The following is a 26,633-nucleotide window of genomic DNA, read 5'->3' as shown; positions in this document are numbered from 1 at the left end:
GGCGCTCCAGTTTTTATAACATGGTACGGACACGGTACGTTAACTCAACATTGCTTTCGGCAGGCAACTCGATTGTCCATTCGACCAGATTGGACGTAATTTCTCGATGCCGTTGCGATTCGCTAAGCATATGCCAGTCACCCGGTATCGGCTCGCGGACAATTACTGTAACGGTTTTGTTCTTTGCATTGCTCAGGGTGATCTGATGCGCTGATTCAAATTGACGGATATTTTGATCGGGCGACGGGATTTTTTTGAAATCGGTTTGTTTTTTCTCGGCCGTGACATCGAAAGCGTGACCGAGTTTTAGTTGAACTATGTCTTTGTTGGCGGTATGTGTAATCGTGTCCTCGCCGACAAAATGCAGATCGTTCTGTTTCTCCTGGGTGTATGCACGTATTACACCTTTTGGTAAAGGGACGCCAAGTCCTTTGCCGCTATTGCGAAAATTGATGAAAACTTCGACGGACTGCTTTTGTTCCGATGGATGATAGTAGCTTGAATAATAATAATTCTGTCCGGTTAGAACCAGAGTTTTTTCTACAGGTATTCCGTTTGCGGACATGAATACAATTTGCTTGCTTTGTTTGTCCATTAAGTTGGTTTTGCCAGGCAGGGTATAGCGATGCAATTCAGAAAGCGGTTCGGTATCCAGGTCAGCGTATGTTGCACTCATCAATTCCATTTCCCTGTTTAACCGTTTTGCGGCGGGTGCCCTGACGGTTCTGGCCTGATTAATATCTCCTGCAATGAGCTGAATTTGTGCATTATGATAGTCAATGCCGCTTTGGTTGGTAAGTGTGGCAAGCCCCAGTAGATCAGCATGGGTTTCATTCGAACCGAGTTTTAAAATATAATCGGCTTGCCATGACAGTCCGTGCGTCAGATAGGTCAACTGAAATGTGTGTTTTTCTTGTTTTTCAGTTGCCGAATTGTTCAGCAGAATAATCATTGCCGGCTTGTCATGCAAATTACCGGGTATTTCTGGAAAAGCCAGGCGTCCCGGTATGCCGGTTTCAACCCGGTCCTTAAATTGGAGTACAACTCCGCCGTTTGTCGTCAGCACAGTAGCCGATTCCCTGAGTTCTTCGCCGGTGACAGGGTTGGTGCGAATGACGATAATCAATTTTCCAACAAAGCTTTCCAGCAAATTCTGTGGTGTCAGCGGTTCTAAATCAAAGTGCCGTGCGATGATACTGATTTGTTCAGAACCGGCTACATGACTGAGCCATGCAGTTTCAGGTTTTGTTTGGGTAGAAATTTCCTGCCAGGACAGGGTATTTGCGCCGTCGTTAAGTGTTATTTGGCGCGTATCCTGGATTAATGCAAGATCCTGCTGATAGAGTGAGAGCGCTATTCCTGTCTGATTTTCACGGGTTACGATTGTTTCACTGGACGCGGAAGCAGCCGGTATACGGGTGATTGTCAGCAATGCAAACAATCCGGTCAACAGGATAAAGCAACTCAAACTAATTAAATTAGGTTTATAGCGCGAAAGAATTCTTTTCATAACCATTCTTTACATGTGATCAGAGGGAATTCTGTTAATTCTTGCGCGAATTTCGGGTAATTGCAATATCGATGGAAGGTTCCGAATTGTTTTCCAACAAGCTGGATGTTGTATTGGAAGCTAACCCATCAGTCATTTGATGGGTTGACTTGATTTCGTTTTCTGGCGATAGTGTTGGAATGTTTGATTGTGTGCGGGAATATTGTGCTGCAGCCAGGGCATCACGTATTCTCATTGTTGCTGCTGCAGTTGCTCTTTTGTCTTCCTCGGTTCTGGCGATGAGTGCTTCATTGGCCATACGTTCGACTGCCTCACGTTGAGCGGCTTCTTCAAGCGCTTTTGCCTCCAGGGCAACGCGTTCTTCAATCATTGTCAGTGCGGCAGTTTCGGCATTGGCCTTGGCAATTGCGATTTCGGTTGCTTTTTTTTCCGCTTCAAGCTGTGCTTTTGCCTTATTGGCGGCAGCTATTTTTGCTTGCGCGCGAGTAACCGCAAGTTCGGTAATTTTTTGTTCTGTTTTTAAACGTTCTGCGGTTGCCTGCTTTGCATCGGCAATTACCCTGGCGCGAAGTTCCGCATCGGCAGCGAGGCGTTGATCGATGTCTGTTCTGGCGTTGATTTCTTCGGCGGCCAAGAGGTCTGCCTTGGTTTGAGCTTCCGCTGCTTCACGGGCGCGTGCTTCAGCTTCAGCTTTTTTCCGGGCTGCGTTTTGGGCAGCAATATCTGCCTGTGTACGTGCATGTGCTTCCGCCATGGCTTTTTGATTGGCTTCATAGCTGGCTTGTGCCGCCCGTGCCGCCTCAATTTCAGCAGTTTTCCTGTGTTCAACAGCAGAGCTGGCCTGCTGCTCGGCGTGAAGTTTTGCTAGAGCAGCTGATTTTTCATCCAATTCTGCCTGCATCCGCCGGTTTGCTTCCTCTAACAACTGTGACTTGATTTGAATCCGCGATTTAATGGCTTGAGCAGCAATGGCTTCTTTTTCCAGAATCGAAGTGGAAATTTCCATCGCAACTTTTTCAGCATCTTTTTTGTCCCGTGCTGCGATAGTCGCTTCAGCGTCCATTTGCGCGCGTTTCTGCGCGGCTTCTACCGCTTGAGACTCCTGTTGTGCTTTTTCCAGTGCAATTTGCGTGGCTTCGGTTTCCGCTTTCAGCTTGGCTTCTGCTGCTTCTCTGGCTCTGGTTTCTGCTTCAAGGCGTTTTGCGATTTGTTGTTGTATTTCAGATTCAAGATTTGTACGTTTTTGTATTTCCTCTAATTTTTTTTGCTCAGTTTCAGCGTTTGTTTGTGTCAAGGCGAGCAGCTTTTCATTTTCCTGGATTTTAGCTTCAGCCAGTCTCTTGGCTTTGGTTTCGGATTCGATTAAATCCAACGCTATGAAGCGTGCTTCTTCGGCTTTTTTCAAACTCGCTTTGGCAATTTCCGCTGCTTTTTTTTCTGCAAGCAGTTGCTCGTTTGCTTTGTCCAAAGCGATTGCTTCTTGTTTAACGCGCTCTTGAGCTTCTTCAACAATTGCGGATTCCGTTTTAACTTTGGTATGAAGCAATACCGCCAGTTCCTTTTCAGCCTTTATTTTTTCTTCAGCAAGATGCCTGACTTGACTGTCCCGTTGCCTGTTAGTATAGGCTTCGTTTCTTGCGAGTGTGTCCGCCTGTACGCGAGCCCTGGCTTCCTCGGTTGCTTTTGTTTCCTCTCTCAGCCTTTCTTCGGCCGCCAAACGGGCATTGGCTTCTGCTCTTGCTCTGGCTTCTGCTGCAACCTTGGCTTTTGTTTCAATTTCTAACCGTTTCTGCGCTTCTTTTATGGCCTGGTCTTCGGCGATCAAACGCTCCTTGTGAACTGAATTGTATTCCTCGTCGAGTTCAGTAACAGTCATGCTGTAGGTTGAGGCGGGATAAGAAGACGATTTAGGCGAATCCAAAAAATATAAATCATTGTTGGGCACATCAGCAGCCATGCCGTCCAGGGAATCCTGAGTCGGTGATTTTTTTCGCAATGTTTGTAGTAAGCGAGACTTGAATGTCATTTTATTACATGCCGTTAACCGCAGTAACCCATTTCCGGAATTATTGATTATTTAAAAACATTCTATCAGTTTTAAAAAAAGCTACTGTTACGATAAAAGACAAAATGCAGTCTATTTCTTATTTTGAAGGACGAGTATATGAAATGAAAAAAACCGTAGTATTACTGTTCAAAATCTATGAATTTTCAGGATGAGAGTAGGAATCAGGGGATGTCGATACTCGATACATTGACCATACTTGACATGAATTCAAATCCTTCAAGAATCAATGTTTCCAGAATCGGCGTGTAAAAAGTGATGCTTAAAGCAAGCATCAGAAAACCAATCGATAATGTGAGCGGAAAACCAACTGCAAAAATGTTAAGTTGTGGTGCGGCGCGCGTCAATATGCCGAGTGCGAGGTTGGTGATCAACAGCGCCGTTAGAACCGGCAAGGCCAATTGCAACCCGGATTTGAAAATTTCACTGCCCCATTCGGCCAAAAGGCTGAATGTCGGTGCTGTGATGCCGTCTGGACCGATGGGCAGTGTATTAAAGCTTTGTGCAATTAAAGCGATCATGAGTAAATGGCCGTCGATGGCCAGAAACGCAAGGCTCGCAATAATGCCCAGGAAACGACCGATCAGGGCAACCTGGCCGGAGCTTTGTGGATCGAAGAAGATGGCAAACGCCAATCCCATCTGCAAACCGATAATTTCCCCTGCCATTTCCACTGCGACAAATACAATGCGCATGACAAATCCGATCGCCACACCTATGATGATTTGCTGGATCAGAATCATGAACCCCATCCCGGAGAAAGGGTCGATTTGAGGCAGTGGCGCTTCAATTGTTGGTGCAACCAGTAAAGTAATCAATATGCCAAGGCCGATTTTAACTCTGACAGGAACGCTTGGGTTTCCCAAAATCGGTGCGCTGGCAATCAGTGCGAGTATCCTGAACAGTGGCCAAAAAAAAGATGCCATGACGGTGTTCAGTTCGGCGGTAGTTATACTGATCATTTAACGCGTGATGTATAGTCTTATCAGTAAACAGTTTTAATAGAAATTTTGCGTGATACGAATAATAGGTTTATGTATTGAAGTATTCGAAATCACATTTAACTGACTGCCAGCCAGGGAATGCCAGTGAATAGTCTTTGCATATAATCCATCATGATATTGAGCATCCAGGGGCCTGCTATCGCCATAACCAAAAACATTACCAGTAATTTTGGAATAAATGATAATGTCATTTCATTGATTTGAGTTGCGGCCTGGAAGATGCTGACTATCAAACCTGTGATCAGCGCAGCCAGTAATAATGGTGCGGAAATCATGAAGGTAATTTCTAGCGCCTGTCGGCCAATAGTCATTGCATTTTCCGGAGTCATGGCGTGTCCTTTATTCTTGTCATGTAAAAAAACTTTGCGTCAACGAACCAATCAATAAGTGCCAGCCGTCAACCAGAACAAACAACATCAGCTTGAACGGGAGTGAGATAATCATGGGGGACAGCATCATCATACCCATGGACATCAACACACTGGCAACAACCATGTCAATGATCAGAAACGGGATAAAGATGATAAAGCCGATCTGAAAAGCCGTTTTTAACTCGCTGGTGATATAAGCCGGAACCAATACCTTGAAAGGCACATCTTCAGGCGAATCAATATCATCATGATCTGAAATTTGCAGAAACAATGCCAGATCACTTTCCCTTGTCTGGTGCAGCATAAATGTGCGCAGTGGAACGCTGGCGATTTCTGCGGCTTCCATAATATCAATTTTGTCTTCCGAGAAGGGAATATACGCTTCGTCATATACCCGATCGATAACGGGTGACATGATGAAAAATGTTAAGAATAGGGCAATCCCGATAAGCACCTGGTTCGGCGGTGAGGATTGTGTGCCTAATGCCATTCGCAATAGCGACAGGACGATAATGATGCGCGTGAAACTGGACATCATTAACACAACTGCCGGTAAAAATGTAAGCGAAGTCAGCAGTATTAACGCTTGCAAACTGAGTGTGTACGTTGAACTGCCGTCAGTGCCCGGGGTGCTGGTGAACGCGGGAAATCCGGATTGTTGCGCAAAAGCTGGCAATGCCCCGCAGCAAAGGATAAGGACGGTAAATTTTAAAAACTGACGTATTTTATTGTGCATGTTGATTGATCAAAACCACAAGTGAAATATTTAATTTTTTGTGTTTTTTTCGATACTTTTGTTCAGCGCTTCCGAGAATTGCCCGCCTGCAATTTTTAGTGTTTTGTCGCTTGAAATCGATGCGGATTTTTCCATGCTGTGTAACGTGTTGACCTTCCCGGGCGCGACGCCCAGAACCAGCCAGGTATCCTCGATTTCGACAATAACAACGCGTTCACGTTGACCTACACTTGCGGCGGAAACAATTTTGATAGGGCCTGTTGCTGTTGTCGGGATAATCGCAAAGCGCTTTAACATCCAGGCAATAGCAATGATAATAACAAGTACCAATACCAGACTGAAAATCATTTTAGTCATGCTTTCGGCTGCGAGAACAGAACCTGTGGGTATGGGACTTTTCTGAGCAGTTTCAGCAAATACCTGTAATGGAAAGGTGAGTGTAAAAAAAATGCAGAGTGGTTTTAACATGGCATGCCGGTGCTATCGGTTAAGTTTACGAATTCTTTCGCTGGGTGTAATAATATCTGTTAGCCGAATACCGAATTTATCGTTTACAACCACCACTTCGCCTTGGGCAATAAGACATCCATTGACCAGTACATCCATCGGTTCGCCTGCCAGTCCATCCAGTTCGACAACCGAGCCCTGGGCCAGTTGAAGTAAGTTTTTAATCGCGATCTTGGTGCGTCCAAGTTCTACAGTGAGCTGAACCGGAATATCTAGAATCAAGTCGATATCGTTTGGCGTGCTGCTTAAGACACCGTCCTTGGAAAATTCTTTGAAAACAGTTGCGTTGGCTGTTTGCGCACCCGGGAAATCGTTATTTTCACCTTCTGTGTCACCGGGCTTGTTCTCCTCCGATGCGTTATCATCGGTTTGGCTATTTTTAGCCGCCTCATTTTCGGCCGCTTCCTGCTCGGCCATTGCTTCCGCCCAGTCGTCGAGTTCGGTTTGTTCTTCTGCGTTATCTGACATTTAAGTCTCCGGTTGGTTATTCAGTTTCGGTTTGGGCAAGCATCGCGTTGACCTTGAGCGCATATTGGCCATTGATGATGCCGTAGCGGCAATCCATAACCGGAACATTGTCAACTTGTGCGATTACTGTTTCCGGAATAACAATTGGGATCACATCGCCGACTTGCATACTGAGGATTTGTTCGAATGTCACCTTGGCTTGCCCGAGGTTTGCAACCAGTTCAACTTCGGCGCCCTGGATTTGTTTTGACAAGGACCTGACCCAGCGATTATCGACTTCCATATGTTCACCTTGTAATGAGCTGTAAAGTAAATCGCGTATCGGTTCAACCATTGAATACGGAATGCATACATGAAATTCCCCGCCATTGCCGCCCAAATCAAGATCGAAGGAAACACAGACAACCACTTCGTTGGGTGTTGCAATGGATGCAAACTGTGGGTTCATTTCTGATCGAATGTATTCGAACTGAATCGGATATACCGGTTTCCATGATTTCTCATATTCTTCGAAAACAACATTCAGCAGGCGTCTTATAATGCGTTGCTCGGTTTCGGTAAAGTCCCGCCCTTCGACGCGTGTATGGTAACGGCCATCGCCGCCAAACAAGTTATCGACAATTAAAAAAATAAGATTCGGCTCAAATACCATTAGGGCGGTTCCGCGCAACGGCTTCATATGAATCATGTTCAGGTTGGTTGGAACCACCAGGTTGCGTATAAACTCACTAAACTTGATTACCTTTACCGTTCCGACTGCAATATCAACTGTCCGGCGAATAAAGTTAAACAACCCAACACGCAATTGGCGCGCAAAGCGCTCGTTGATAATTTCATAGGTGGGCATGCGGCCACGGACAATACGCTCTTGCGTTGCGAGATTGTAAGTCCGGATACCGGAATTATCGTCTTCTTGTTTCTCTTCATCTTGTTCACCCGTTGCACTTTTTAACAGTGCATCTACTTCGTCTTGTGAGAGAAAATCTTCAGCCATGATGCCTGGGTTTTATTGAATAACAAATGAAGTAAATAATACTTCCAGAATTTCTTCGCGAAGCATTTCGGAATCCATTGATTTTCTGATTTCGTCCGCTATTTCTGAACTCAACAGTTGTTTACCGACCAGCGTGGTGATATCGTTTGAAGTCTTGCTGGTCAGTAACAACAGAATCCGGTTGCGGATTTCAGGCATTTTGTGATCAATTTCGCTGGACACATCGGTGTCACGAATTTTCACAGTAAGCCCCAGTTGCAGATACTGGCCTCTTTCCTCGGGTTGCAAATTAACCGTAAAAATATCCAATTCCTTGAATGCGGTAGGTATTTTCTTAGGGCGTGCGGGTTCGTATTCATCTTCCGGCTGTCCCTGCATAAAAAACCATGCCCCACCTGCGCCCGCACCAATTGCAATGATTGCGATCAATGCCATAATGATGATTCCTTTTTTACCGCCACCCTTATTTTCTGCTACAGCTGCGTCTGACATATTTTGTTTTCTCCTGATTTTGATGACATGCATTATGAAAGATGTCTACATTGCGTGATATGGTAAATAACAAGCAATTTTTGGGGTTTTTTTGAAATACCGCGTCGGAAGGCATCGAATTTGGGTAGAATTAATTTGCAGAGGCGTTAAATCCAGAGCGCAAATTGCAACTGAAATTTATGCTATTGATTAACTGGATATATTCTGGCGAATTCCCCTGTGTTAAACACTTCCCGTTTTTTTTGGTATGGACTGATTGACAATACAGAGAATTCCAGTCTTTCCCGGCAAAGCTAATAGCGGATTCATTGAAGTGTTTGTAATGAATAGCTGAGTGCTATGGTTTCCAGTTGACTCGGTGCATGGATATTATTATGGAGACAGTCGTATGAAAGTTGCAGTTATTTTCAATAAGCGCAAAAAAACCGAAGGAGAAGGAGTCATCAATGTTTTTGGGGCTCAGAATCAGGAGACGTATAATCCCAAAACGGTTGAGCGCGTTGCTGCGGCGCTGGAAGAAGGGGGCCATAATGTCCGCATCATCGACGGCAATATCCATGTCATCGAGCAGTTGCAGGAATTTATGCCGCGCGTGGTGCAGGGCGATCAGCCCGGAATGGTGTTTAACATGGCCTACGGCATCCAGGGTGTCAGCCGTTATACCCATATTCCTTCGCTGCTGGAAATGCTCGGTATTCCTTATGTCGGTTCAAGCCCTGCTGGTCACGGTATTGCACTGGACAAGGTAACCACCAAGGTGATGATTCAGGCAGCCGGTTTGCCGACAGCGCCTTACTGGGTTTTTCATAATGCAGACCAGATTGAAGAAGAGTTGCCTTTTCCCGTTATCACCAAACCCAAAATGGAAGCGGTTTCGCTTGGCATTCAGGTGATTCATGATATGAATTCATTACGAACTGCGATTGCCGGGCTGGTCGATCAGTTCAAGCAACCTGTTCTGGTCGAACAATTTATTCCGGGCAGGGAGTTTGCTGTCGGTTTACTGGGTAACCAGGATCCAGAAATCTTTCCGATTGTGGAAATCGATCTTGAAGGCGATCCGTTTGGCATTCAAAGCCTGGAAGACAAACTAAAAAAACCCAAAAATAAAATTTGCCCTGCGAAAATCGACGACAAGCTTGCCAATGAGTTACGCAGATTAACCAAAGAAACGTTCAAGGTATTGGGTATTTTCGATTTTTGCCGCGTTGATTTTCGCATGGACCGGGAAGGGAATCTGTACATACTTGAATTAAATTCAATGGCCAGTCTGGGTATGACCGGTACTTATGTACATGCCGCAAAAACTGTAGGTTACACCTATGAATCCCTCATTAACCGCATGCTTGATGTCGCCGTGGAACGTTATTTCGGTAAGGAATTTAAGGATTCCGCTTTAAACCGGCAGGAAGATGTATCAAAAGCCAGAAAAGATCCCTTGCGTGTCAGACTCAGAAGTTTTTTGCGCAGCAATATCGATACCATGGAAGACTATTTGTCGAAAATGGTGGATATCAATTCATTTATCGAGAATATCGATGGCGTCAATTTACTGGGAAGATGGATTTCAGGTCAATTGTCCGGTTTGGGTTTTGACCGGCAGGTGTTTCCGATGTCCGAAGTCGGTAATGTGCTTTATTTTTCGAATCATGGCGAGGATACCAATGACGTGCTGATCGTCGGTAACCTCGATAATCCGGTAGATTACGAAGATTATATTTCGTTTTCCGAAGAACGGGGGCGGATCTACGGCACGGGTGTTGCAAGGGAAAAAGGTGGGATCGCGATCCTGTTAGGCGCGCTAAAAGCATTGCGTTTTACGCGCGCACTCAAGCGCGTTAAAGTGGGCTTGTTATTTATAACGGACGACTCAAAGGGCGGCGGGGCATCGCGCAAGATTATGCATGAACTCTCTTCGAAATCCGACTATGTGCTGGGGTTGAATGGGGCCGGGCTCGGTGGTGAAATTATGATCGCAAGCTTTGGCTCGACCAGTTTTAATATTGAGATCAACCGTATACAAAGTAAAGCGCATATTCAGTATTTTTCGGATGAAAACGATCCTGTTTTGTATTGTGCGCAAAAGATCGGTCAACTGAAAAAATTAAACTCGGAAGAAAACGGTGTTTATGTCACCTTGACAGGATTGGAGACGCGCAGCAACGAGGATCAGCCTGCGTATCATGCTGGACTGTCGTTTGTTTTACGCTACAAGAACCCTGAACAAGGCAAAAAACTGGATGATCAGGTCACACGCATTTTTGAATCCCGTGCGCAAACGGCTGTTCGAGTAAATATCACCAAAGGGGCGCAGAGAAAACCGTTTTTGCACAATGAAAATTCGTTGCAGTTTTATGAGCAGATAGAGAAAATCGCGAAAGCCGTTGAGGTGCACATTGCTATAGAAGCCGTTGGTATTTCTTCTGTGTTAGCCAATGTGGCGCCAGGAACGGCCGCGGTGGACGGGTTGGGACCAAGGACTGGTGGCTATGGATCGAAAGATAAATATATCGTGCGCGACAGTATGATCGACCGCAGTGTGCTATTGGCCTATCTGATTTACAAAATCGGAAAAAAATTCGCCTGATGAAACTGGATAAGATTGAAGGGCGGTTTGTCCCATCCGAAGACGGCAAATGTGCCGTTGCGAAAAATGGAATGGTTTCGACCGCTTTTCCTGCGGCGACTGAAGCGGGTGTGGAGATGTTGCGCAAGGGCGGCAATGCGATTGACGCCGCCTGTGCAGCGTCCTTTGCATTGAGCGTCTGTGAGCCTCAGGCCAGCGGAATGGGTGGGCAATCGCATGCGATATTGCATTTTCAGGGCAAAACGATTGCCATTGATGGCTCAAGCCGTGTGCCTTCGCTGGCACATCTGGACCAGATTTCCGACAGTAGAGAGCTGGTAAAAGGGTATCGCGCAACAACTGTACCGAGTACGCCGGCAGTACTCGGTTATCTGCATTTTCGTTATGGTTCATTGGATTGGCAGGAAATACTGAAACCGGCCATTCTAATTGCGTCAGAAGGTTATGCGATTACGCAGTTGCAGCATGATTTGCAACAACGTGAATTGGACTATTTTTTAAAGACCCCAGGATGTTCTGGCGCACAATATTTTCTCAAGGATGGTAAACAGCCTTATGATGTCGGTGATTTTTTTAAGCAACCCGATCTAGCCAGATTGCTGGAAAAAATTGCCTGGCATGGCATCAAGGCGTTTTATACAGGTGCTGTCGCCAAACAGATTGATGACGATATGCGGCAAAATGACGGGTTTTTAAGAGCGGAGGATCTTGCGCATATCCCGTGGCCCGTGGAAAGAAAACCGTTGCGCAGAAATTATCGCGGTGTCAAAGTGTATACCTGTCCGCCGCCCTCGGCGGGCAGAACGTTGCTGTTAACATTGCAGGTGCTGAAGTATCTTCCGCCGGAGCTGTTGCGGGAGCGCGACCCAAAATCGTTTCATTTTATCGCAGAAGCATTCAGGAAAGCACTGCTCAATCATAAAGAGCGTCCGTTTGATCCCAATGTTTATCCGCAATTGCCGGATGACAAGAAACTGCTGAGCAGCAGCTACGCCAAAAAACTGTCTGCGTCGATCTGCGATGTCATAGATACCACGTTGCCGTTGAGCGATATCTTTCCGATACAAAACGACACCACGCATCTTTCAGTGATGGATAATCAAGGTAACGCTGTTGGCATTACCCAGTCGATTGAACTTGTCTACGGTTCCAAAGTGGCAGCTTCAGGGCTGGGGTTTTTATATAACAACTACATGAGCTCGCTTGAATTTAAAGATCCTTCTCACCCTTATTATTTGCGTCCGAATGCGATACCGTGGAGTTCTGTAGCGCCGATTATCTGTTTTTACAGAGACAAATTATGGCTAGTGGCGGGTAGTCCGGGCAGCGCACGGATTTTTTCCACGATGAGCCAGTTCTTGTGTCATATTATCGATGGCAACATGCCGATCAGCAAAGCGATGGCACATCCGAGATTTCACTGTTCCGTTGGCGGCACATTAAGCATCGAAGCTGAACGTTTCCCGGCAGAAGTAATCGACTATCTGCAATCTGTGGGGTACAAAATGGATTTGCGCGAGCCGTATTCCTTTTACCTTGGCGCCGTGCATGCCGTGCTCAAATGTCAGACCAATGAACAGTTTCAAGGCGTGGCCGAAATCAGGAGGGACGGTCTTGCTGGCGGGATATAAATATAAAAGACGATGGGTATGACGCCATTTCCCGTTTTACTTTCTATTCCGCATGGCGGCGATCAAATCCCGCCGGAACTCGACGGCTTTGTCGTCATTTCAGAACACGATATGCTGGCTGACAGCGATGCGTACACACGTGAAATCTACGGTATTCAGGATGACGTCGCTTTTGTTGTCGAAACATCGATTGCGCGCGTTTTTGTTGACCTGAATCGTGCTTTGACGGACTTGCCGCCGGCCAATCGGGATGGCATTGTCAAGAGCCAAAGCTGTCACGGCGTACAAATCTACCGTAAGGAGATATGGCATGATCAGCGGCTCGTTAGCATGCTACTGGAAAATTATTATCATCCATACCATCGACAAATACAGTCGATTCTCGCGCAGAATAACACTCTGGAATTAGTGCTCGATTGTCATTCCATGGAGGCAATCGGTCCAGTGGTTGGTCCTGATCCGGGTGTTGAACGACCGGCAATTTGTCTGGGCAGCCGTCATGGGCAAAGTTGTAGTTCTGCCATGATAAAGCACATGGCCCGCGCAATATGCCGCGCCTTTAATCTCAAAAAAGAGCAGGTTACGATAGATCAACCGTTTGCCGGGGGGTATATAACCCGGTGTTACGGCAATAATCCGCTGCCGTGTATTCAGATTGAGCTAAACCGTGGGCTGTATCTTGAAACTGGATGGCTTGACAGGCAAGCCATCCGGAACAATCTACAAGTCATCGCTGAATTTCGATACAAATTCAGAGAAGCGCTTGCGCTTTTTTTTGCTTGATGACCCGGTTTGAATTGCATCGCACCATTAAGATAATGGAACTAACTCTTGTTCCCACCCGTCCCGATAGCGGAAATACAACCGGTTCTGCTCGATAAAAAAACCGGGTTGATCAAGTCTGTTGCTCAAGCGCAGTGTTGCTTCCAAACGGTAACGGAGTAATTCACCTGCGCTCTGGACTGAAATTGTGCCATCCGTGTGTAACTGCAATTGCGTTTGCAGCAGGGTGCGAACCTGATCGCGCAACTGAATCATGTCGTGTGCGCAAGGCTTGCAACTGTTGCTGGAAACCGTCCTGATACCGGACGAATAACTGACCGTTCTCGTCAGTAAAGGGGAGGCGTCGGCCGATGGCTGCCCCGGAATTATTTCCATTGCCGGCTCCAGACACATGCGTTCACCCGACGGCGATTCTATTTCAAAACGGTTTCTGAACCATTCCATGTTTATCCAGCGCTCACGTAACAGTGCGCCAATAGCCGCAGGCTCGTCATGAAATGCATTGCGTAACTGAATTTGTAGACCCGCACGCGTGCGCAGCCGCAATTGTCCATCTTTGGTTTTTTCCATTCACGGCAAATTTGTTCTAACGCATTTTTGCCGAATTTTTGGTTATTTTCCAATAATCAAGCACCATTCGCACGTTCATTGATAATACTGCTTCAAGCGCATCACCCCAGTCAACATAAGCGACCTCTTCAGGGGCGTTGATGCCATCTTGATCAGCTGACCAATCATTTGCCGTGACTTTCTGCCAGAATATGCGTGAGACAGCTTCACCTTGACAAGATGCGCCGGGTGCCGTACACGCAGCTGCATCCAGATAGACGCTCGGTTTCTCCACATCATCCACACAAGAAGTATTCGGGTAGTTGAACTGACCCACCGACTGAGGTACGTTGCAACCATAAGAATAATGTACGCCAAGTGTAGGGTCTGCTGGTGGATTCCAGTACGCATCAATAAATGTTGAGGATTCTGTCAACACTGCCGGCAAAGAAAGATTGTTCCCTGCTTCCTCTTCACCGCCGCCTGGTCCACCTTTGCACGGAGGTCCCCCGCTATCGATACACCATTGCGGTGCGGCGCTGGTAACGCTGCTAAAACCAAGTGCAGCGGCAATTGAAAGGCAAAGTATCAAACTTTTTTTCTGTCTCGGTATCATGTGTAGTTTCCTTGTTTTTTATTGTAATTAACGTCTTAAAAAAATGATTTTCAGTCTGTAATCCCGGCTGTTGACTGACAAGCACTCACGTCAGCTTAGAAATAAAATTGTAAATTGCCTGTGTCACTCGATATTTGTTTCTACTCTTGATTTCTCATTTATTTAACAATTCAATGGCTTGAAATCGAGATTACATCAACGATTAATGATAGATAGGGTAGATCATAAGAATGATAAGATGCTGATCGCGATGGTTGATGTCACTGAAACAAAGTTCGCCGGAGAAATTCCTGCCGGTTATGCTGGTTACTTCGAAATGGTGGCCAATTCGGGAAAGAAAGCGTAAATAAGGGTTAACGCGTTCGTGTTCTTTTTCCACAAGTTCGATATTCGATAGAAAAGGAATTAATTTTGAAATATGCATTTTGTTCGTTGTATATCCGAGCAGCATTTGTCCTCTACTGTTTGATTCCAGTATCATGCCATTGTCTGAAAGCATGAAAATAGCTGGATTGCCTTGTTCGTTACTGCGTTTTAGACGGTCATGTGGTGTTTTCAATGCTTTTCTAAATTGCATATTCATTGCTTAATCTCCTTTTCTGCGGTCAGCCAGTCATCCAGTTCATGTCCGGGGGTAAATCCGCGGGCCTGGGCTTTGTAATAGGCCGCAACCGCAATTAAAGATTGCATATCAGATTTGCTTTTGGTGGATTTTGTTTTGGTCCTCGTGCGCTTTGCCGTTGACCTGCTGTTGCTGGATTTAGATTGAGATTCGATTGTATCCATCTAAGGCTCCTTTTGAATTGCCGCTTGCGATGTCCAAGCATATTTGAATAATTTGGAATTTTTATTCAAGTCTATACTTGCGGGTTGAAGAAAAGAATACGTATTGACACGTACGGGTTTATACTTATAGGGTTATCTTTGGCTTTGAAGTCTTTGCCCGGTAACGTTTATTGACATGATTTGATTGCGTTTTTTTTGAAACCTGAATGGCCCGTACAACCTGTGAAAACTTATTTACTGAACAGTCAAGGAATGAACTGATCGATAGCATCCGTTTTGAGGAATTGTTTAATGCAGTTGCCGATGCCATGTTACTGGTTGATTCATCGGGACATGTCGTACTTGCCAATCCTGCCGCGTTGCGCTTGTTTGGGTACGCGCAGGAAGAAATATGTGGTCAGCTTGTGGAAAATCTTATGCCAGACCGTTTCCGTAAACATCACCGCCAGCATCGAAAACGGTTTAATGCTGAACCACGAAAAAGACCTATGGGTAATTCCTGTGAGCTGATCATTTTAAATCGTCACGGTGAAGAAATTGCTGTCAATATCAGTTTGAGTCCAGTAACAGTCGACGAAAATGACCATGAGCAGGTATGTGTATTGGTGACTTTCATCGTGCTGGACCGGCGTCGGCAGGCTGAGTATGCACTGCGTGAGAGCGAAGAACGTCTGTGGTTGATCAAGCAGGCAGCAGGTGCGGGCATTTTCGATATCGACTGTGTCAACGGCCGAATTTACTGCGATGAACGCATGCGCGAACTCTGGTGGAATCAGGCAGAAGAAATCATGACGCTGGCACATTTTTTTGCAGCGATTCATCCTGGCGATCGGATTAAATGCCGGAAAGTATTTGACGAAGCTGTCAATCCTGATAAGGAAGGTAGATGCCGTTCAGAATTTCGTATTTTACGCTCTTCGGATAATTCGGAGCGATGGATTGCCACTTTGGGTCAGACGCAATTTGAAAACGGATTGGCAAAAAGAATTGTCGGTATCGCGCGCGATATCACTGAACGAAAAACGCTGGAATTGTCGCTTCAGCAGCAGCGGAATGAAACCGAGGCGCTGTTTAATCAGCAAGTTGCTATTCTTACAGCTGCCGCTATTGCACATGAGCTTAATTCCCCGTTGACCGCAATTTCTGCATACAGCGAAGTTGCGCATCGGGCGTTAAGCGTTTCACCCGTTGACTATGATCAAGCCAAAGAAGCGTTTGACGGGTGTTTTAATCAGGCCCAGCTTGCCGGGAAAAAACTCTATGAGCTGGTTAGTTTTCTACAGGGCCGTGAAGTAGAGACTGAAGCCGTGAATCTGAATCGTGTTGTGGAAGACACCTTGTTGCAGGTACGGAGCGATGGTTACGAAGCGTATCATTTAACACTGGATCTGGAACCGGATCTTCCCGCTGTAAAAGCTAACAGGACGCAAATACAAAGAGTTATGGTGAATCTGATCAGGAATGCGGTGGAGGCTATGCGTGCGGCGGATATCGCCGATTCGGAAATTTCCATTGCAGTGAAAACACTGGGGAGCGAGAACACCGCAATGGTAACGATCAGTGATAACGGTCCGGGTGTTGATCCTGAAGTGATCAGCAGAATATTCGAGCCTTTTTTTACCACCAAGCCGACGGGATTTGGCATGGGTTTGTCGATCAGTCGTTCTTTGATTGAGACAAACGGCGGACAGCTTTGGGTTGACCCCGATTTCAGGCAGGGCGCGCAGTTCCACTTTACGCTGCCTTTCGTATGATGACCCCGGAAAATTTTACGGTTTATATTGTTGACGACGACGCCGCAGTTCGCCGCTCGTTGATGCTCATGATCGAGCAAGAAGCGATTGCTGTAAAGGTGTTTGACAGTGCGGAAGCGTTTCTTGAGCAGTGTCGACCGCAGCTAAAGGGATGCCTTATCGCTGATATCCATATGCCGGGTATGGATGGATTGCAACTTCAGGAGATGCTTGCTAACCGATGTACATTGCCGATTATTTTTCTAACCGGTTATGGCACTATTCCTCAAAGCGTCAGAGCAATCAAGGCGGGCGCCGTTGACTTTCTGACTAAACCGGTTACCCGAGAAAAACTGATTGCATGTGTCCGTTTGGCATTTGCTGAATGTGAGAAACTGATGCAGGCAAGTCAGCATCATCATAATGTACAATCGTTGTTGTCAAAATTGACCGAGCGCGAGAGAGAAATCCTGAGATGGATTGTTCAGGGGCTTTCGAACAAGGAAATCGCATCGCATCTGGGTATTAGTCATCGTACTGTAGAAATTCATCGCAGTCATGTCATGCAAAAGTCGGGCGCAACGAATTTACTGGAACTGGCGCAATTTGTGAATGAAATCGATTTGGAGAAGCATCGGCTGTCGAATTGAAGATTCCTACGGTGACAACCGGAATGAACGATGCAAAGAAAACGGGACTGCTGCGATACAAACAAAGAGAGAAGGAGTGTGTGATGACAATGACCTCTGTTTTGCCGGCATTAACCACTGAGCGGCAGCAACGTGCGGATGAATATTTTCAGGTTCATTTAAACGGTCAGCGCGAGTGGTATAGTAAAAAAGCGACTTCCTATAAGAAATGGGGACAGATTCTAAGTGTTGTGGTGATTGGTTCCGGGGCGCTGGTGTCTGTAGTTCAGTTGGTGCCGGTAGATACCGATGTCGGTGCGCGTGTGATCGCAATGCTGACAGCGTTTCTGGGTTTAATTATAACACTGGCTAAAGGTATTGATCGTATCGGCAAATTTGAAGAGTCATGGGTAAGTTATCGCAAGGCTTCGGAAAGTATGAAGCGCGAATATCGTTTGTATATCAATAATGCTGGATCGTATGCTGAGATGGACAACGAGGAACAGGCTTATCGGCGTTTTGTTGAACAGACCGAACAAATTATTGCCGAGGAACAACAGCTTTTCTGGCAGCATCGGGATGCTGCAAATAATGAACAAAAACTGCCAGCCAAAACCGTTGCGGAATAATCACCGCTATGCTTGTGGATAGAACGGCACGGTAATAACACTAAAATGCAGAATGATTTTTTTGTCACATTATTGACGGGTCAGTTGCCTTTCATTCTGATTGTTTCCGCTGTACTGGCGCTGCCGTTGTCCGGAGTGTTGCTCTGGCGTTATCGTAGAGCGGTCAACCGGATTATGTCTGAGCGGATCGGTCACAATCAACCTGGCAAATCGCACGATCAATATCCGGAGCCAATTTCGAAAATACATGGAGATACTCAGGTTGGCGAATCACGACTGCGTCTGCATTTCGTGGATGCAAAGCATAATCCCGATACCGGGAAAGCACTGTGGCGGGAGTTTTCCACGCTATTCCGGCGGGCCGCAGGAATTCATTTGTTAGCGGGCTTTATGTTTGCATTGATTATGGCGCTGGCCTATGTGATTTCCGGTATCGACGAGATTGTCATGATGCAAATTGTCGTCATGGGTTACATTTTTTTCTGGCCTGCGGTGCTGGTATTTAATCTGTTGACGACGACTGTTTCAACACGCGTTATCTTATACATCGTCGGTTATTTCATTATTTTTCTGATAATTAATGGCATTGTGTTGATACGTAATCCACATATGGGATCTGTGGATCTTTTCATCGTCTGGGCAACGTATAATCTGCCGCCCACGCTGTTATTGATGGCGTTCATGAACCAGCGCATACGTGCAGTGGGGCCGATGGTATGGGTTTTTATGTTTGCCGCGATCACGGGCAGTCTGTTCGTCTTGGGGGTGACCGGTGCGAGCGATTTGCTTTTGGGTTTCTTTATTCAGTTGGGTGAGGTGACTTCGCTCGATACAAGTGGAATTTTCATCGGCATTCTGCTTGTCGGCTTTGTTATTTTTTCCGGAATTGGATGGATGCTGCTTGGATTTGTCCGGCGGGCGTATGAATCCAGAGTGGTTAGCGATCAGTCTTTGGCAGTGGATTCTGTGATACTGATCTTCGCCCTTTATTATGCCATTAATCTGGTATTTGAGGGTCTTGTCTGGTTTCTTTCAGGGTTGATAGCTTTCGCGGTTTTTGTGTTCACTGTCCGGTTGGGCATGAAATATGCAGCCGTCAGCTCTTTTGTGGCAAGACCCTTGTTGGTGCTGCGTGTTTTTTCGTTAGGCAAAAAGAGCGAGGCGCTGTTTAAGGCTATTTCCCAACGATGGCGGTATATGGGGCATGTGCAGTTAATCGCGGGCCCCGATCTCGCAGCAGCGACGATTGAACCGCATGAGTTTCTGACTTTTCTCTCAGGACAGCTAAGGCAAGAGTTTATTCACGATGACAAAACATTGCAGCAACGGATGGCGACCTTGGAAACTCGAAAAGATTTCGATGGCCGTTTTCGGATTAATGCGTTGTTTTGCTTTGCAGATACTTGGAAGCAGGCTTTGGCCGCACTGGTCGGCAAACAAAATACTGTATTAATGGATTTGAGAAGTTTTACAGTCAGAAAACCTGGCTGTATTCACGAATTGAATACACTGGTCAGTGTTGTGCCGTTGAATCGAATTTTGTTGATTGTCGATCAGACTACAGATCAGGAATTTCTGTCGCATGTATTGCAGCAGGCATGGGAACAATCCAGCAATAAAAAGAATGCAACCGGAAGCTGTGATGCTGTGATTAATGTGTGCAGGATTCCTGCTTCAGTGGATCCGGCTGATGCACTCATGCCGTGGCTTTGCGGTGCGTCTGAATAAAATATTTGCCGGAGAAGCCAGATGGGTTAGGCGCAGTTTACGTTGACCCAGTAGTCGTACCGGCATATATCAAGATAGCGCAATCGTCGGGGATTTGACCGCGCCATCTTAATACCTATATTCTGATTCTAATACAGTTAGTTGTCATGACGATCGCGACGATTACGATGATCGTCATCATCATGGTGGTCATCGTCATACTGGTGTTTGTTGTAGTCATTCATATGGATATTTGCCCCGAGAAAGGTAACTTCCCAGTTATCTGAATGACCGCGACGATCCATATGCACGGTTACGTATGAACCATTCACTTCAACACATGGAATGATCATTAGTCCCTGGCGGATATCGACTGTAGAAATACATTGATCGACGGTAACGTTTTTAACTTCAAAACAGTGGGCCACATCAACAGTGACGGTGTCGACGAAAGGATTGCCTTCACTATCCAATGGATGGATTGTGACAATCGCATAATCGTGTTTAATAACAACATCAGTCGCTGTGTTAAGTAAATTAGTGACATCGTTACCTGCCGGATCAAGTAATGGCGGAGCCGTACATTGGTTGAGCGCGCCGGTTTGTAGATTCTTTACAATTAATCCCCCGTCGGCGATGAAAATGCGATCGCGCTTGATTGTTACGCTATCAGCAAAGGCCAAGCTCGCTGTACATAATAAAACAATAATTGCTAGTGCTGTCGAGAACCATTTGTTATTTTGAGGCTTCATTTTGTTTGTCCTTATTTATATCTTTATCTTATCTTATAAATCACTTTTGTTCTTGTTGGTCAGTGATTTGAGTTGTCACTTAACAAACAGTGACATAGTTTGATTTTTGGATATCGAATAACCCAAAATCATATATATTGAGAATATACATGTGTATAAATTTCCCATGTTTTAATTATAGCGAAGTCATCTAACGTTTGCACGTATCTTTTGCAAATATTTGTATTCTGGTATCTAGATATTTTGGTAGCTTTAAGTTTTCTTATGTTATCAAAGTGTTGTGTTGGTAACAAATTGTTTATTTAAAAATATGCTTTAAAACGCTTGGCAAAACTGGGACAATTGAATAACCTTATATTGAGTACGGGAGATATCCAATTAATAGATTATTGAATGCGTGATCGCATAATGGATTGAGACGATATGATTACACAAGAAATTGATTACCAGGACGGCGATACGTTGTTAGAAGGTTTTCTTGCCTATAAAGATACGGGGATACCCAAGCCCGCTGTGCTCGTTGCGCATGATTGGAGCGGGCGTCGTGAATTTGCCTGCAAGGCCGCAGAAAGAGTTGCCACCATGGGATATGTTGGTTTTGCACTCGATATGTACGGAAAAGGAATTTTTGGCCGGGATGGTGATATTGAAGGTAACGGTGCGTTAATGAGCCCGTTTGCTTCCGACCGAGCGTTTTTACGACAAAGAATCAATGCAGCTGTACAAGCCGTGCGCAGTCTGTCACAAGTAGATGCAACGCGTATCGCAGCGATGGGGTATTGTTTTGGCGGTATGTGTGTATTGGAATTGGCGCGTTCCGGTGCCGATGTGAAAGGTGTGATCAGTATCCATGGTATCTTTGCACCGGGAAATGTGACCAATGAATCGATAACCGCAAAAGTTTTGTGTTTGCATGGTCATGACGATCCTATGGTGCCCCCGGAACAGGTGCTTGCTTTTGAACAGGAAATGACCGATGCCAGGGTGGATTGGCAGATGCATGTTTATGGCGGTACAATGCATGCGTTTACCAATCCGGTGGCTAATAATCCTGATTTTGGTACAGTTTATAAAGAAACCGCAGCCAATAGGGCCTATCAGGCTGTTGCAAATTTCTTGGATGAACTATTTTAATGATCACAAGGCAGCTTTTAATTGCTTAAGTCATACCTTCCTCGTTTGAAAATTGGCGCATGATCTAGGATTCCTCCAAAATGAACGATCAGAAAGAAAAAAGAGTGCCTTCTCTACTGAACAGATTGGTCAGTTTAACGACGATACGAGACATTGACTTGTTTGAGGTCAGCCTGCTTAAGACAATGGCTGAACTGTTAAAAATTGAACAGATTTCGATGTACAAGTTAAATCAAGCAAATACGAGTTGCTGGTTAATGACTTATTCAACGCAATGCATAGAAGAGGGTAATCGAAAGCAGCTTTCGGAAACCCGGGAAGTTTATACTTCTGAAATCAAAATACCTGAAGAAATTGATACTGCGCAATTATGGATCAATACTACCGGCAAACCCCATATCAACGTACAAAATGATGAATTCTTAATTGTTTATCCGGTTTTCGGCGCCGGTAAGATAGAGCGTTTGCTCTCGTTCAAGTTGTCTCATAATTTAACTGAGAGTGAGATGCTGATCATAACAAGCCTGCTGAGTATTGCGCATAATTTTCGTAATTTGCTGGACGAAAATCAGAAGGATAAATTGACCGGGTTGTTAAACCGCCATACATTTGAAGAGAGTATTCAAAAAATCCAGGCACTGTCATTTAATTCTGATCACCGGAATGAACAAGCTTGGAGTGGGGAAAATAGACGAAAACTACACGACGACGCACTAAAATTCTGTCTTGCCATTATTGATATTGATAATTTTAAATTGATCAATGATCGCTACGGTCACATTATGGGCGACGAAGTATTGCTATTGCTTTCTTACATCATGAAGCAAAATTTTCGTGCCAAAGATTTACTTTTTCGTTTTGGGGGCGAGGAGTTTGTGGCTATTTTTCGTGTTCAGGATAAAGAAGAAGCACAGATTGTTCTGGAGCGGTTCCGTGTGGTGATCGAGAATTACAACTTTCCACAAATGAAAACCGTTACAGTCAGCATTGGCGCTACATTTATCAGCAGAGAACAACGGGTTGCCGCTGAAATTATCGGTCGTGCTGATAAAGCGCTTTATTATGCGAAAGCTCATGGAAAGAACCAGATGCATTTCCATGAAGATCTCCTGGAAAGTGGCCATATCGTTGAGCAACAAGAAGCAGGATCGATTGATTTTTTCTAGTTTTTTTGTTCGTAAAAAGAGTATTTTATAATTTTCAAATCAATTTCCATTCGAGTGTGTCGTTTGCGCACAGCGGAACTAACGTATCGTTGGCAAACTTAATTCTTCCAGGAATTTTCCAGTTTTCTTTTTTCAGTGTGATCAATGATGTGTTGCGGGGTAAGTTGTAAAAATCGGCGCCATTAAAACTCGCGAATGCTTCCAATTTGTCCAGGGCATTGGTGCGCTCAAAAGCTTCTGCATACAATTCGATGGCGGCATGGGCGGTGAAAATGCCCGCACATCCGCAATCAGTTTCTTTCATACTGTGTGCATGCGGTGCGCTGTCAGTCCCAAGAAAAAATTTTTTATTGCCGCTGGTGGCAGCTTTGATGAGTGCCTGACGGTGCAGCTCACTTTTTAGAATGGGCAGGCAATAATAATGTGGGCGGATGCCATTCTGGAAAATGGCGTTGCGATTATAGCGCAAGTGATGCGCGGTGATGGTGGCTGCAATGTTATCAGAAGTGGTCGAAACAAAATCAACGGCATCCTGGGTCGTGATATGTTCAAATACAATGCGCAAATTTGTAAAACGTTGCGCAAGTTGCGCTAATACCCTGTCAATAAACGCTTTTTCACGATCAAATATATCAACAGCGGGATCCGTGACTTCGCCATGCACTAATAATGGCAAATTGATTTTTTCAAGTGTTTCCAACGTGGCATAGCAGCTTGCAATGTCGGTCACGCCATCATCGGAATTTGTTGTTGCGCCAGCAGGGTACAGTTTTACACCGTGAATCACGCCACTTTTTTTTGCACGAATGACTTCTTCCGGTTTGGTATTGTCTGTCAGATAAAGGGTCATTAATGGTGCAAAACTATTTTTGAGGTTTTCCGGTAGTGCTGCCAAAATGCGTTGCCGGTATGCCAGTGCCATGTCGGTAGTTACGACAGGGGGTTTTAAATTGGGCATGACTATGGCGCGTGCAAATTGTCTGGCGGAATAGGGTAGAACGGCGTGCATCTGCTCATTATCGCGCAGATGCAAGTGGCAATCGTCGGGACGGGTAATTGTGATTGTTTCTGACGCTATGAGTGTTTTCATGAACTGGGGTCAAGATTGACTGAATGATCCAAAAAGTGTATTTATTTAGGCTGTTGATAAATTGTTATAGAATTTACTTTAATTGTAATGTTCTCAGGAATGGCTATTGTATTGTCAATTCAAGAAAGGCGTTCAAACGATTGAGTGAAGCAACCGACAAAAATTCATTATTAGTATATTAACAAAGATTCAATCATTTTCGAGAGTAAAAAATTTAACGAAATATATGCACGTATCAAAATGAAGGAGCAGGCAATTTGTTTTTCTTGAATCGTTGCGCCTTATTAAAGTTTGTTTCTTTTAGGACGTAAAAAAGCAAGATGAAGAAATACTTTAAAACAAATCATGTTGCGAAATAATTTGAGGATATTATTAGTCGGATACTCGGAAACAGATGCCACTCTTTTGGGCACCGATCTGGGAAAGATGAATATCAAAACAAGTTACAGGGCAATAGCGGATGTTCAAGAAATTAGGGCTGCATTTTATGAGTGTGACTGGCATATTCTTATTTGCAACCATGAGGTGCATACTTTCAACTTTATGGATGCGCTTGAAATCTGGAAACAAGTTGGCCGCGACATTCCGTTCATCATTTATTCTGATGAAATAGATGATGATATGACCATTTCGGCAATTCATCATGGTGTGCATGATTACATTCGTAAAGGTCATGTTGTCCGGCTTGCGCTCTCAATTGAAAGAGAACTGAAAGATTTTGAAACCCGACGGGCAAAATTGCAAGCTGAAAGCAGAATTTACCGCCTCGCATATTTCGATAATTTAACAGGTTTTCCAAAGCAGAATTTATTTTCTGAAAAGGTGGCCGACATATTATCCAAACAGACTGACCCGGATAAATTGGCAGCAATTTATTTCATAAAAATAGGCCGTATTCCTTATATCAATAGTACCTATGGATATAATGTTGGCGATATGTTGATTCAACAGCTATCGTATCGAATGTCCGTATATACGAACAGCAAATGTCTGGTGACTCGGATTGAAAGCAGTAAATTTGCATTCTTTAATAGCGATGTTAACAATTTAGAAGATATTCAAAAATTTGCAGACCGGATCATGAAAATGGTTTCGACACCTATTATGATCAACAATCTTGTGTTTTATGCGACACTTAATATTGGTGTCAGTGTGTACCCGACGCACGGCAACACTATATCGAAGTTGCTTGCAAATGCTGAGAATACGCTATCTGAACCCTATAATATGCGTCGCAATAGTTGCCGGTATTTTATGAATAAGGTCGGAGAAACTTCAACAAGATATTTAGCACAAGGGGAAGCATTAAGAAAAGCGGTTGTAAACAATCAATTGGTTTTATATTATCTGCCCATCATTGATATTGAAACGGGTAACTTAAAGGGAGCAGAAGTTATATTGCGGTGGAATCACTCTGAATTTGGTTTGTTGTCACCGAGCAAATTTTTTTCACTTGTATACGAAAACGGATTGACACTCGATATTGGGAAATGGATGCTAAAGCAAGCTTGCATACAAGCCAAGCTGTGGCATGAAATAGGATATGAGATGCTATCAATTACGGTGGGTATTTCATTCATTGAATTTGATCAAAGCCAGTTTGTAAAAAATGTCAAGGAAGTTCTCGGCGAAGTTGGACTTCCTCCTTATTTGCTGGAGTTAGGGATAGCTGAGTCTTTCTTGCAACAAACTGAATTTAATACGAATAGCCTAGAAGAACTGGGTGATCTGGGTGTGCAGTTTTCAATCGATAATTATGGTATTGGCGGTTCGTCAATTAAAAGTTTAAAAAAATTACCTATTAAAAGTCTAAAATTAGATGCTTCATTAACTTCAGATCTTGGTCCAGATACGGAGAACTTTGCTATAGTTACTGCAATTAATGCGTTAGCAAAAAAACTGGGATTTTTACTTAGTGCTGAAAATGTTGATACAGAGGAACAGTTGAAATTATTGTATGAAGCACAATGTGACTATGCTCAAGGTAAAATTATCAGTAAGCCAATCAATGCTGAAGATTTCCTCAAATTGCTTGAACAGCGGAAAACGGGAACACTCGCTTGATCTTCATTATTTATGGTTTTCAGAATCCTGTAATCATCTTATTCTGCCATAATTAATCCAATATTAGGAATACCACTAGAAAATGTTGTTATTTCCCAATAAACAGCATTAACTATTTATAATAACCTATTAAATTTAAATGTTTCTCTTATACATGTAGGAAAAATTCTTACAGTGTGATTGGGTGTTTTCCTAATCATGTTTAAGTTGAGTTTCCATTTACTTATATCCAACCAAGATTGAAAATTATCACCTATTCGTTGTATTGTATCGTTTGTTGAGTTTTTTAAACAGGAGAGTTTAAAATGGAGACAAAGCAGCTTCTAGATGAGATTAGAGAAATCAATTTAGGTTATTTGCTATTAGCCCAACAGTTGTTACGTGAAGATAAAGTTGCGGCGATGTATCGTCTAGGTATCAATCAGGATGTTGCGGATATTATTGAAAAACTGACCACAAGTCAGCTATTGAAAATGGCTTCTTCAAATAGTTTGCTTTGTCGTTTTCGATTCAATGATGCTTTAATTGCGGAATTGCTATCGGGGAATAATCGTGACGATAATAGTGCAGTATCACAGTCGCATGCTGCAATATTGATGGCAGGGCAACCTGCTGAGGCAATTTCATAAA

The 26,633-nt window shown here is 44.4% G+C and carries 26 protein-coding genes; 11 read left to right on the top strand and 15 right to left on the bottom strand.

Translation table 11 applies throughout. From position 1 onward, the window contains the following. Positions 1–13 precede the first annotated feature (13 nt). From MRK00_16150 to fliL, 9 genes are all read right to left on the bottom strand, one after another. Complete coding sequence (locus tag MRK00_16150) at positions 14–1,510, bottom strand: DUF4139 domain-containing protein (protein MDR4518903.1); 1,497 nt, start codon at positions 1,508–1,510, stop codon at positions 14–16. A gap of 34 nt (positions 1,511–1,544) precedes the next feature. Then, entirely contained in the window at positions 1,545–3,536 is a 1,992-nt protein-coding gene (locus MRK00_16145; GenBank protein MDR4518902.1) for a hypothetical protein, read from the bottom strand. 203 nt (positions 3,537–3,739) lie between these two features. Continuing rightward, positions 3,740–4,537, bottom strand: a complete 798-nt coding sequence (fliR, locus tag MRK00_16140) for a flagellar biosynthetic protein FliR (GenBank protein ID MDR4518901.1) — start codon at positions 4,535–4,537, stop codon at positions 3,740–3,742. A 98-nt stretch (positions 4,538–4,635) separates the two neighbouring features. Further along, on the bottom strand, positions 4,636–4,908 hold the full coding sequence (gene fliQ, locus MRK00_16135) for a flagellar biosynthesis protein FliQ (GenBank protein MDR4518900.1): 273 nt from the start codon (positions 4,906–4,908) through the stop codon (positions 4,636–4,638). 19 nt (positions 4,909–4,927) lie between these two features. After that, entirely contained in the window at positions 4,928–5,686 is a 759-nt protein-coding gene (fliP, locus tag MRK00_16130; protein ID MDR4518899.1) for a flagellar type III secretion system pore protein FliP, read from the bottom strand. Positions 5,687–5,716: 30 nt separating this feature from the next. Further along, entirely contained in the window at positions 5,717–6,043 is a 327-nt protein-coding gene (gene fliO / locus MRK00_16125; GenBank protein MDR4518898.1) for a flagellar biosynthetic protein FliO, read from the bottom strand. Positions 6,044–6,166: 123 nt separating this feature from the next. Next, positions 6,167–6,661 (bottom strand): flagellar motor switch protein FliN, encoded by a 495-nt coding sequence (gene fliN / locus MRK00_16120; protein MDR4518897.1) that lies wholly within the window; start codon positions 6,659–6,661, stop codon positions 6,167–6,169. Between the two features lie 16 nt (positions 6,662–6,677). Next, positions 6,678–7,655, bottom strand: a complete 978-nt coding sequence (fliM, locus tag MRK00_16115; protein MDR4518896.1) for a flagellar motor switch protein FliM — start codon at positions 7,653–7,655, stop codon at positions 6,678–6,680. Positions 7,656–7,667: 12 nt separating this feature from the next. Beyond that, on the bottom strand, positions 7,668–8,147 hold the full coding sequence (fliL, locus tag MRK00_16110) for a flagellar basal body-associated protein FliL (protein ID MDR4518895.1): 480 nt from the start codon (positions 8,145–8,147) through the stop codon (positions 7,668–7,670). Between the two features lie 388 nt (positions 8,148–8,535). On the opposite strand from fliL, the gene MRK00_16105 reads away from it, so the two are divergent. The 3 genes from MRK00_16105 to MRK00_16095 are packed head-to-tail and all read left to right on the top strand — an operon-like array spanning position 8,536 to position 13,148. Beyond that, the gene (locus MRK00_16105; protein MDR4518894.1) at positions 8,536–10,734 is read left to right on the top strand and encodes a M20/M25/M40 family metallo-hydrolase; all 2,199 of its coding nucleotides are present in this window, start codon (positions 8,536–8,538) and stop codon (positions 10,732–10,734) included. Continuing rightward, positions 10,734–12,365 (top strand): gamma-glutamyltransferase family protein, encoded by a 1,632-nt coding sequence (locus MRK00_16100; protein MDR4518893.1) that lies wholly within the window; start codon positions 10,734–10,736, stop codon positions 12,363–12,365. Before MRK00_16105 ends, MRK00_16100 begins: the two co-directional genes overlap by 1 nt. A 12-nt stretch (positions 12,366–12,377) precedes the next feature. After that, the gene (locus MRK00_16095) at positions 12,378–13,148 is read left to right on the top strand and encodes an N-formylglutamate amidohydrolase (GenBank protein ID MDR4518892.1); all 771 of its coding nucleotides are present in this window, start codon (positions 12,378–12,380) and stop codon (positions 13,146–13,148) included. A 27-nt stretch (positions 13,149–13,175) separates the two neighbouring features. On the opposite strand, the gene MRK00_16090 is transcribed toward MRK00_16095, so the two are convergent. The 4 genes from MRK00_16090 to MRK00_16075 all read right to left on the bottom strand — a co-directional run bounded on the left by MRK00_16090 (position 13,176) and on the right by MRK00_16075 (position 15,099). Continuing rightward, positions 13,176–13,718, bottom strand: coding sequence for a hypothetical protein (locus tag MRK00_16090; protein ID MDR4518891.1), 543 nt, complete (start codon positions 13,716–13,718; stop codon positions 13,176–13,178). A gap of 16 nt (positions 13,719–13,734) precedes the next feature. After that, positions 13,735–14,313: a hypothetical protein gene (locus MRK00_16085; GenBank protein MDR4518890.1), complete on the bottom strand. Its 579-nt coding sequence runs from the start codon at positions 14,311–14,313 to the stop codon at positions 13,735–13,737. 202 nt (positions 14,314–14,515) lie between these two features. Then, a complete protein-coding gene (locus tag MRK00_16080; GenBank protein ID MDR4518889.1) occupies positions 14,516–14,896 on the bottom strand; it encodes a hypothetical protein in 381 nt (126 codons plus the stop codon). Next, the gene (locus MRK00_16075; protein MDR4518888.1) at positions 14,893–15,099 is read right to left on the bottom strand and encodes a DUF2934 domain-containing protein; all 207 of its coding nucleotides are present in this window, start codon (positions 15,097–15,099) and stop codon (positions 14,893–14,895) included. The genes MRK00_16080 and MRK00_16075 overlap by 4 nt, the downstream gene beginning before the upstream one ends. Positions 15,100–15,305: 206 nt before the next feature. Between MRK00_16075 and MRK00_16070 the strand changes: the two genes are divergently transcribed. The 4 genes from MRK00_16070 (at position 15,306) to MRK00_16055 (ending at position 19,818) form a co-directional block, all read left to right on the top strand. Further along, a complete protein-coding gene (locus tag MRK00_16070; protein MDR4518887.1) occupies positions 15,306–16,853 on the top strand; it encodes a PAS domain S-box protein in 1,548 nt (515 codons plus the stop codon). Next, positions 16,850–17,482 carry a response regulator gene (locus tag MRK00_16065; GenBank protein MDR4518886.1) on the top strand — a complete coding sequence of 211 codons (633 nt, stop codon included), beginning with the start codon at positions 16,850–16,852 and terminating at the stop codon, positions 17,480–17,482. The genes MRK00_16070 and MRK00_16065 overlap by 4 nt, the downstream gene beginning before the upstream one ends. Before the next feature lie 83 nt (positions 17,483–17,565). Further along, a complete protein-coding gene (locus MRK00_16060; GenBank protein MDR4518885.1) occupies positions 17,566–18,090 on the top strand; it encodes a DUF4231 domain-containing protein in 525 nt (174 codons plus the stop codon). 45 nt (positions 18,091–18,135) lie between these two features. Further along, positions 18,136–19,818, top strand: coding sequence for a hypothetical protein (locus tag MRK00_16055; GenBank protein MDR4518884.1), 1,683 nt, complete (start codon positions 18,136–18,138; stop codon positions 19,816–19,818). A 137-nt stretch (positions 19,819–19,955) separates the two neighbouring features. Here the strand turns inward: MRK00_16055 and MRK00_16050 are convergent, their stop codons facing one another. Further along, complete coding sequence (locus MRK00_16050; GenBank protein MDR4518883.1) at positions 19,956–20,549, bottom strand: hypothetical protein; 594 nt, start codon at positions 20,547–20,549, stop codon at positions 19,956–19,958. 423 nt (positions 20,550–20,972) lie between these two features. Here MRK00_16050 and MRK00_16045 point away from each other — a divergent pair, with 423 nt between their 5' ends. Further along, entirely contained in the window at positions 20,973–21,683 is a 711-nt protein-coding gene (locus MRK00_16045; protein ID MDR4518882.1) for a dienelactone hydrolase family protein, read from the top strand. Between the two features lie 80 nt (positions 21,684–21,763). Further along, positions 21,764–22,849, top strand: a complete 1,086-nt coding sequence (locus tag MRK00_16040; protein MDR4518881.1) for a GGDEF domain-containing protein — start codon at positions 21,764–21,766, stop codon at positions 22,847–22,849. A gap of 34 nt (positions 22,850–22,883) precedes the next feature. Here the strand turns inward: MRK00_16040 and pyrC are convergent, their stop codons facing one another. Further along, the gene (pyrC, locus tag MRK00_16035) at positions 22,884–23,939 is read right to left on the bottom strand and encodes a dihydroorotase (protein MDR4518880.1); all 1,056 of its coding nucleotides are present in this window, start codon (positions 23,937–23,939) and stop codon (positions 22,884–22,886) included. Between the two features lie 345 nt (positions 23,940–24,284). On the opposite strand from pyrC, the gene MRK00_16030 reads away from it, so the two are divergent. After that, a complete protein-coding gene (locus tag MRK00_16030) occupies positions 24,285–26,003 on the top strand; it encodes a GGDEF domain-containing response regulator (GenBank protein MDR4518879.1) in 1,719 nt (572 codons plus the stop codon). 305 nt (positions 26,004–26,308) lie between these two features. Then, positions 26,309–26,632, top strand: a complete 324-nt coding sequence (gene flhD / locus MRK00_16025) for a flagellar transcriptional regulator FlhD (GenBank protein ID MDR4518878.1) — start codon at positions 26,309–26,311, stop codon at positions 26,630–26,632. Position 26,633: the final 1 nt, after the last annotated feature.

This window comes from Nitrosomonas sp., assembly GCA_031316255.1.
Lineage (GTDB): Bacteria > Pseudomonadota > Gammaproteobacteria > Burkholderiales > Nitrosomonadaceae > Nitrosomonas.
Note: the sequence above shows the minus strand (reverse complement) of the source record. Positions and strands in the feature narration are given on the sequence as shown.

Bases quoted from the DNA above. Each gene is read 5' to 3' on its own strand.
- MRK00_16090 (MDR4518891.1), bottom strand. From the start codon at position 13,718: ATGGAAAAAACCAAAGATGGACAATTGCGGCTGCGCACGCGTGCGGGT.
- MRK00_16070 (MDR4518887.1), top strand. From the start codon at position 15,306: ATGGCCCGTACAACCTGTGAAAACTTATTTACTGAACAGTCAAGGAAT.
- MRK00_16150 (MDR4518903.1), bottom strand. From the start codon at position 1,510: ATGAAAAGAATTCTTTCGCGCTATAAACCTAATTTAATTAGTTTGAGT.
- pyrC (MDR4518880.1), bottom strand. From the start codon at position 23,939: ATGAAAACACTCATAGCGTCAGAAACAATCACAATTACCCGTCCCGAC.
- fliM (MDR4518896.1), bottom strand. From the start codon at position 7,655: ATGGCTGAAGATTTTCTCTCACAAGACGAAGTAGATGCACTGTTAAAA.
- MRK00_16060 (MDR4518885.1), top strand. From the start codon at position 17,566: ATGACAATGACCTCTGTTTTGCCGGCATTAACCACTGAGCGGCAGCAA.
- fliQ (MDR4518900.1), bottom strand. From the start codon at position 4,908: ATGACTCCGGAAAATGCAATGACTATTGGCCGACAGGCGCTAGAAATT.
- fliP (MDR4518899.1), bottom strand. From the start codon at position 5,686: ATGCACAATAAAATACGTCAGTTTTTAAAATTTACCGTCCTTATCCTT.
- MRK00_16030 (MDR4518879.1), top strand. From the start codon at position 24,285: ATGTTGCGAAATAATTTGAGGATATTATTAGTCGGATACTCGGAAACA.
- flhD (MDR4518878.1), top strand. From the start codon at position 26,309: ATGGAGACAAAGCAGCTTCTAGATGAGATTAGAGAAATCAATTTAGGT.
- MRK00_16045 (MDR4518882.1), top strand. From the start codon at position 20,973: ATGATTACACAAGAAATTGATTACCAGGACGGCGATACGTTGTTAGAA.
- fliL (MDR4518895.1), bottom strand. From the start codon at position 8,147: ATGTCAGACGCAGCTGTAGCAGAAAATAAGGGTGGCGGTAAAAAAGGA.
- MRK00_16055 (MDR4518884.1), top strand. From the start codon at position 18,136: ATGCAGAATGATTTTTTTGTCACATTATTGACGGGTCAGTTGCCTTTC.
- MRK00_16040 (MDR4518881.1), top strand. From the start codon at position 21,764: ATGAACGATCAGAAAGAAAAAAGAGTGCCTTCTCTACTGAACAGATTG.
- MRK00_16080 (MDR4518889.1), bottom strand. From the start codon at position 14,896: ATGAATATGCAATTTAGAAAAGCATTGAAAACACCACATGACCGTCTA.
- MRK00_16105 (MDR4518894.1), top strand. From the start codon at position 8,536: ATGAAAGTTGCAGTTATTTTCAATAAGCGCAAAAAAACCGAAGGAGAA.
- fliN (MDR4518897.1), bottom strand. From the start codon at position 6,661: ATGTCAGATAACGCAGAAGAACAAACCGAACTCGACGACTGGGCGGAA.
- fliR (MDR4518901.1), bottom strand. From the start codon at position 4,537: ATGATCAGTATAACTACCGCCGAACTGAACACCGTCATGGCATCTTTT.
- MRK00_16085 (MDR4518890.1), bottom strand. From the start codon at position 14,313: ATGATACCGAGACAGAAAAAAAGTTTGATACTTTGCCTTTCAATTGCC.
- MRK00_16095 (MDR4518892.1), top strand. From the start codon at position 12,378: ATGGGTATGACGCCATTTCCCGTTTTACTTTCTATTCCGCATGGCGGC.
- MRK00_16145 (MDR4518902.1), bottom strand. From the start codon at position 3,536: ATGACATTCAAGTCTCGCTTACTACAAACATTGCGAAAAAAATCACCG.
- MRK00_16065 (MDR4518886.1), top strand. From the start codon at position 16,850: ATGATGACCCCGGAAAATTTTACGGTTTATATTGTTGACGACGACGCC.
- fliO (MDR4518898.1), bottom strand. From the start codon at position 6,043: ATGACTAAAATGATTTTCAGTCTGGTATTGGTACTTGTTATTATCATT.
- MRK00_16075 (MDR4518888.1), bottom strand. From the start codon at position 15,099: ATGGATACAATCGAATCTCAATCTAAATCCAGCAACAGCAGGTCAACG.
- MRK00_16100 (MDR4518893.1), top strand. From the start codon at position 10,734: ATGAAACTGGATAAGATTGAAGGGCGGTTTGTCCCATCCGAAGACGGC.
- MRK00_16050 (MDR4518883.1), bottom strand. From the start codon at position 20,549: ATGAAGCCTCAAAATAACAAATGGTTCTCGACAGCACTAGCAATTATT.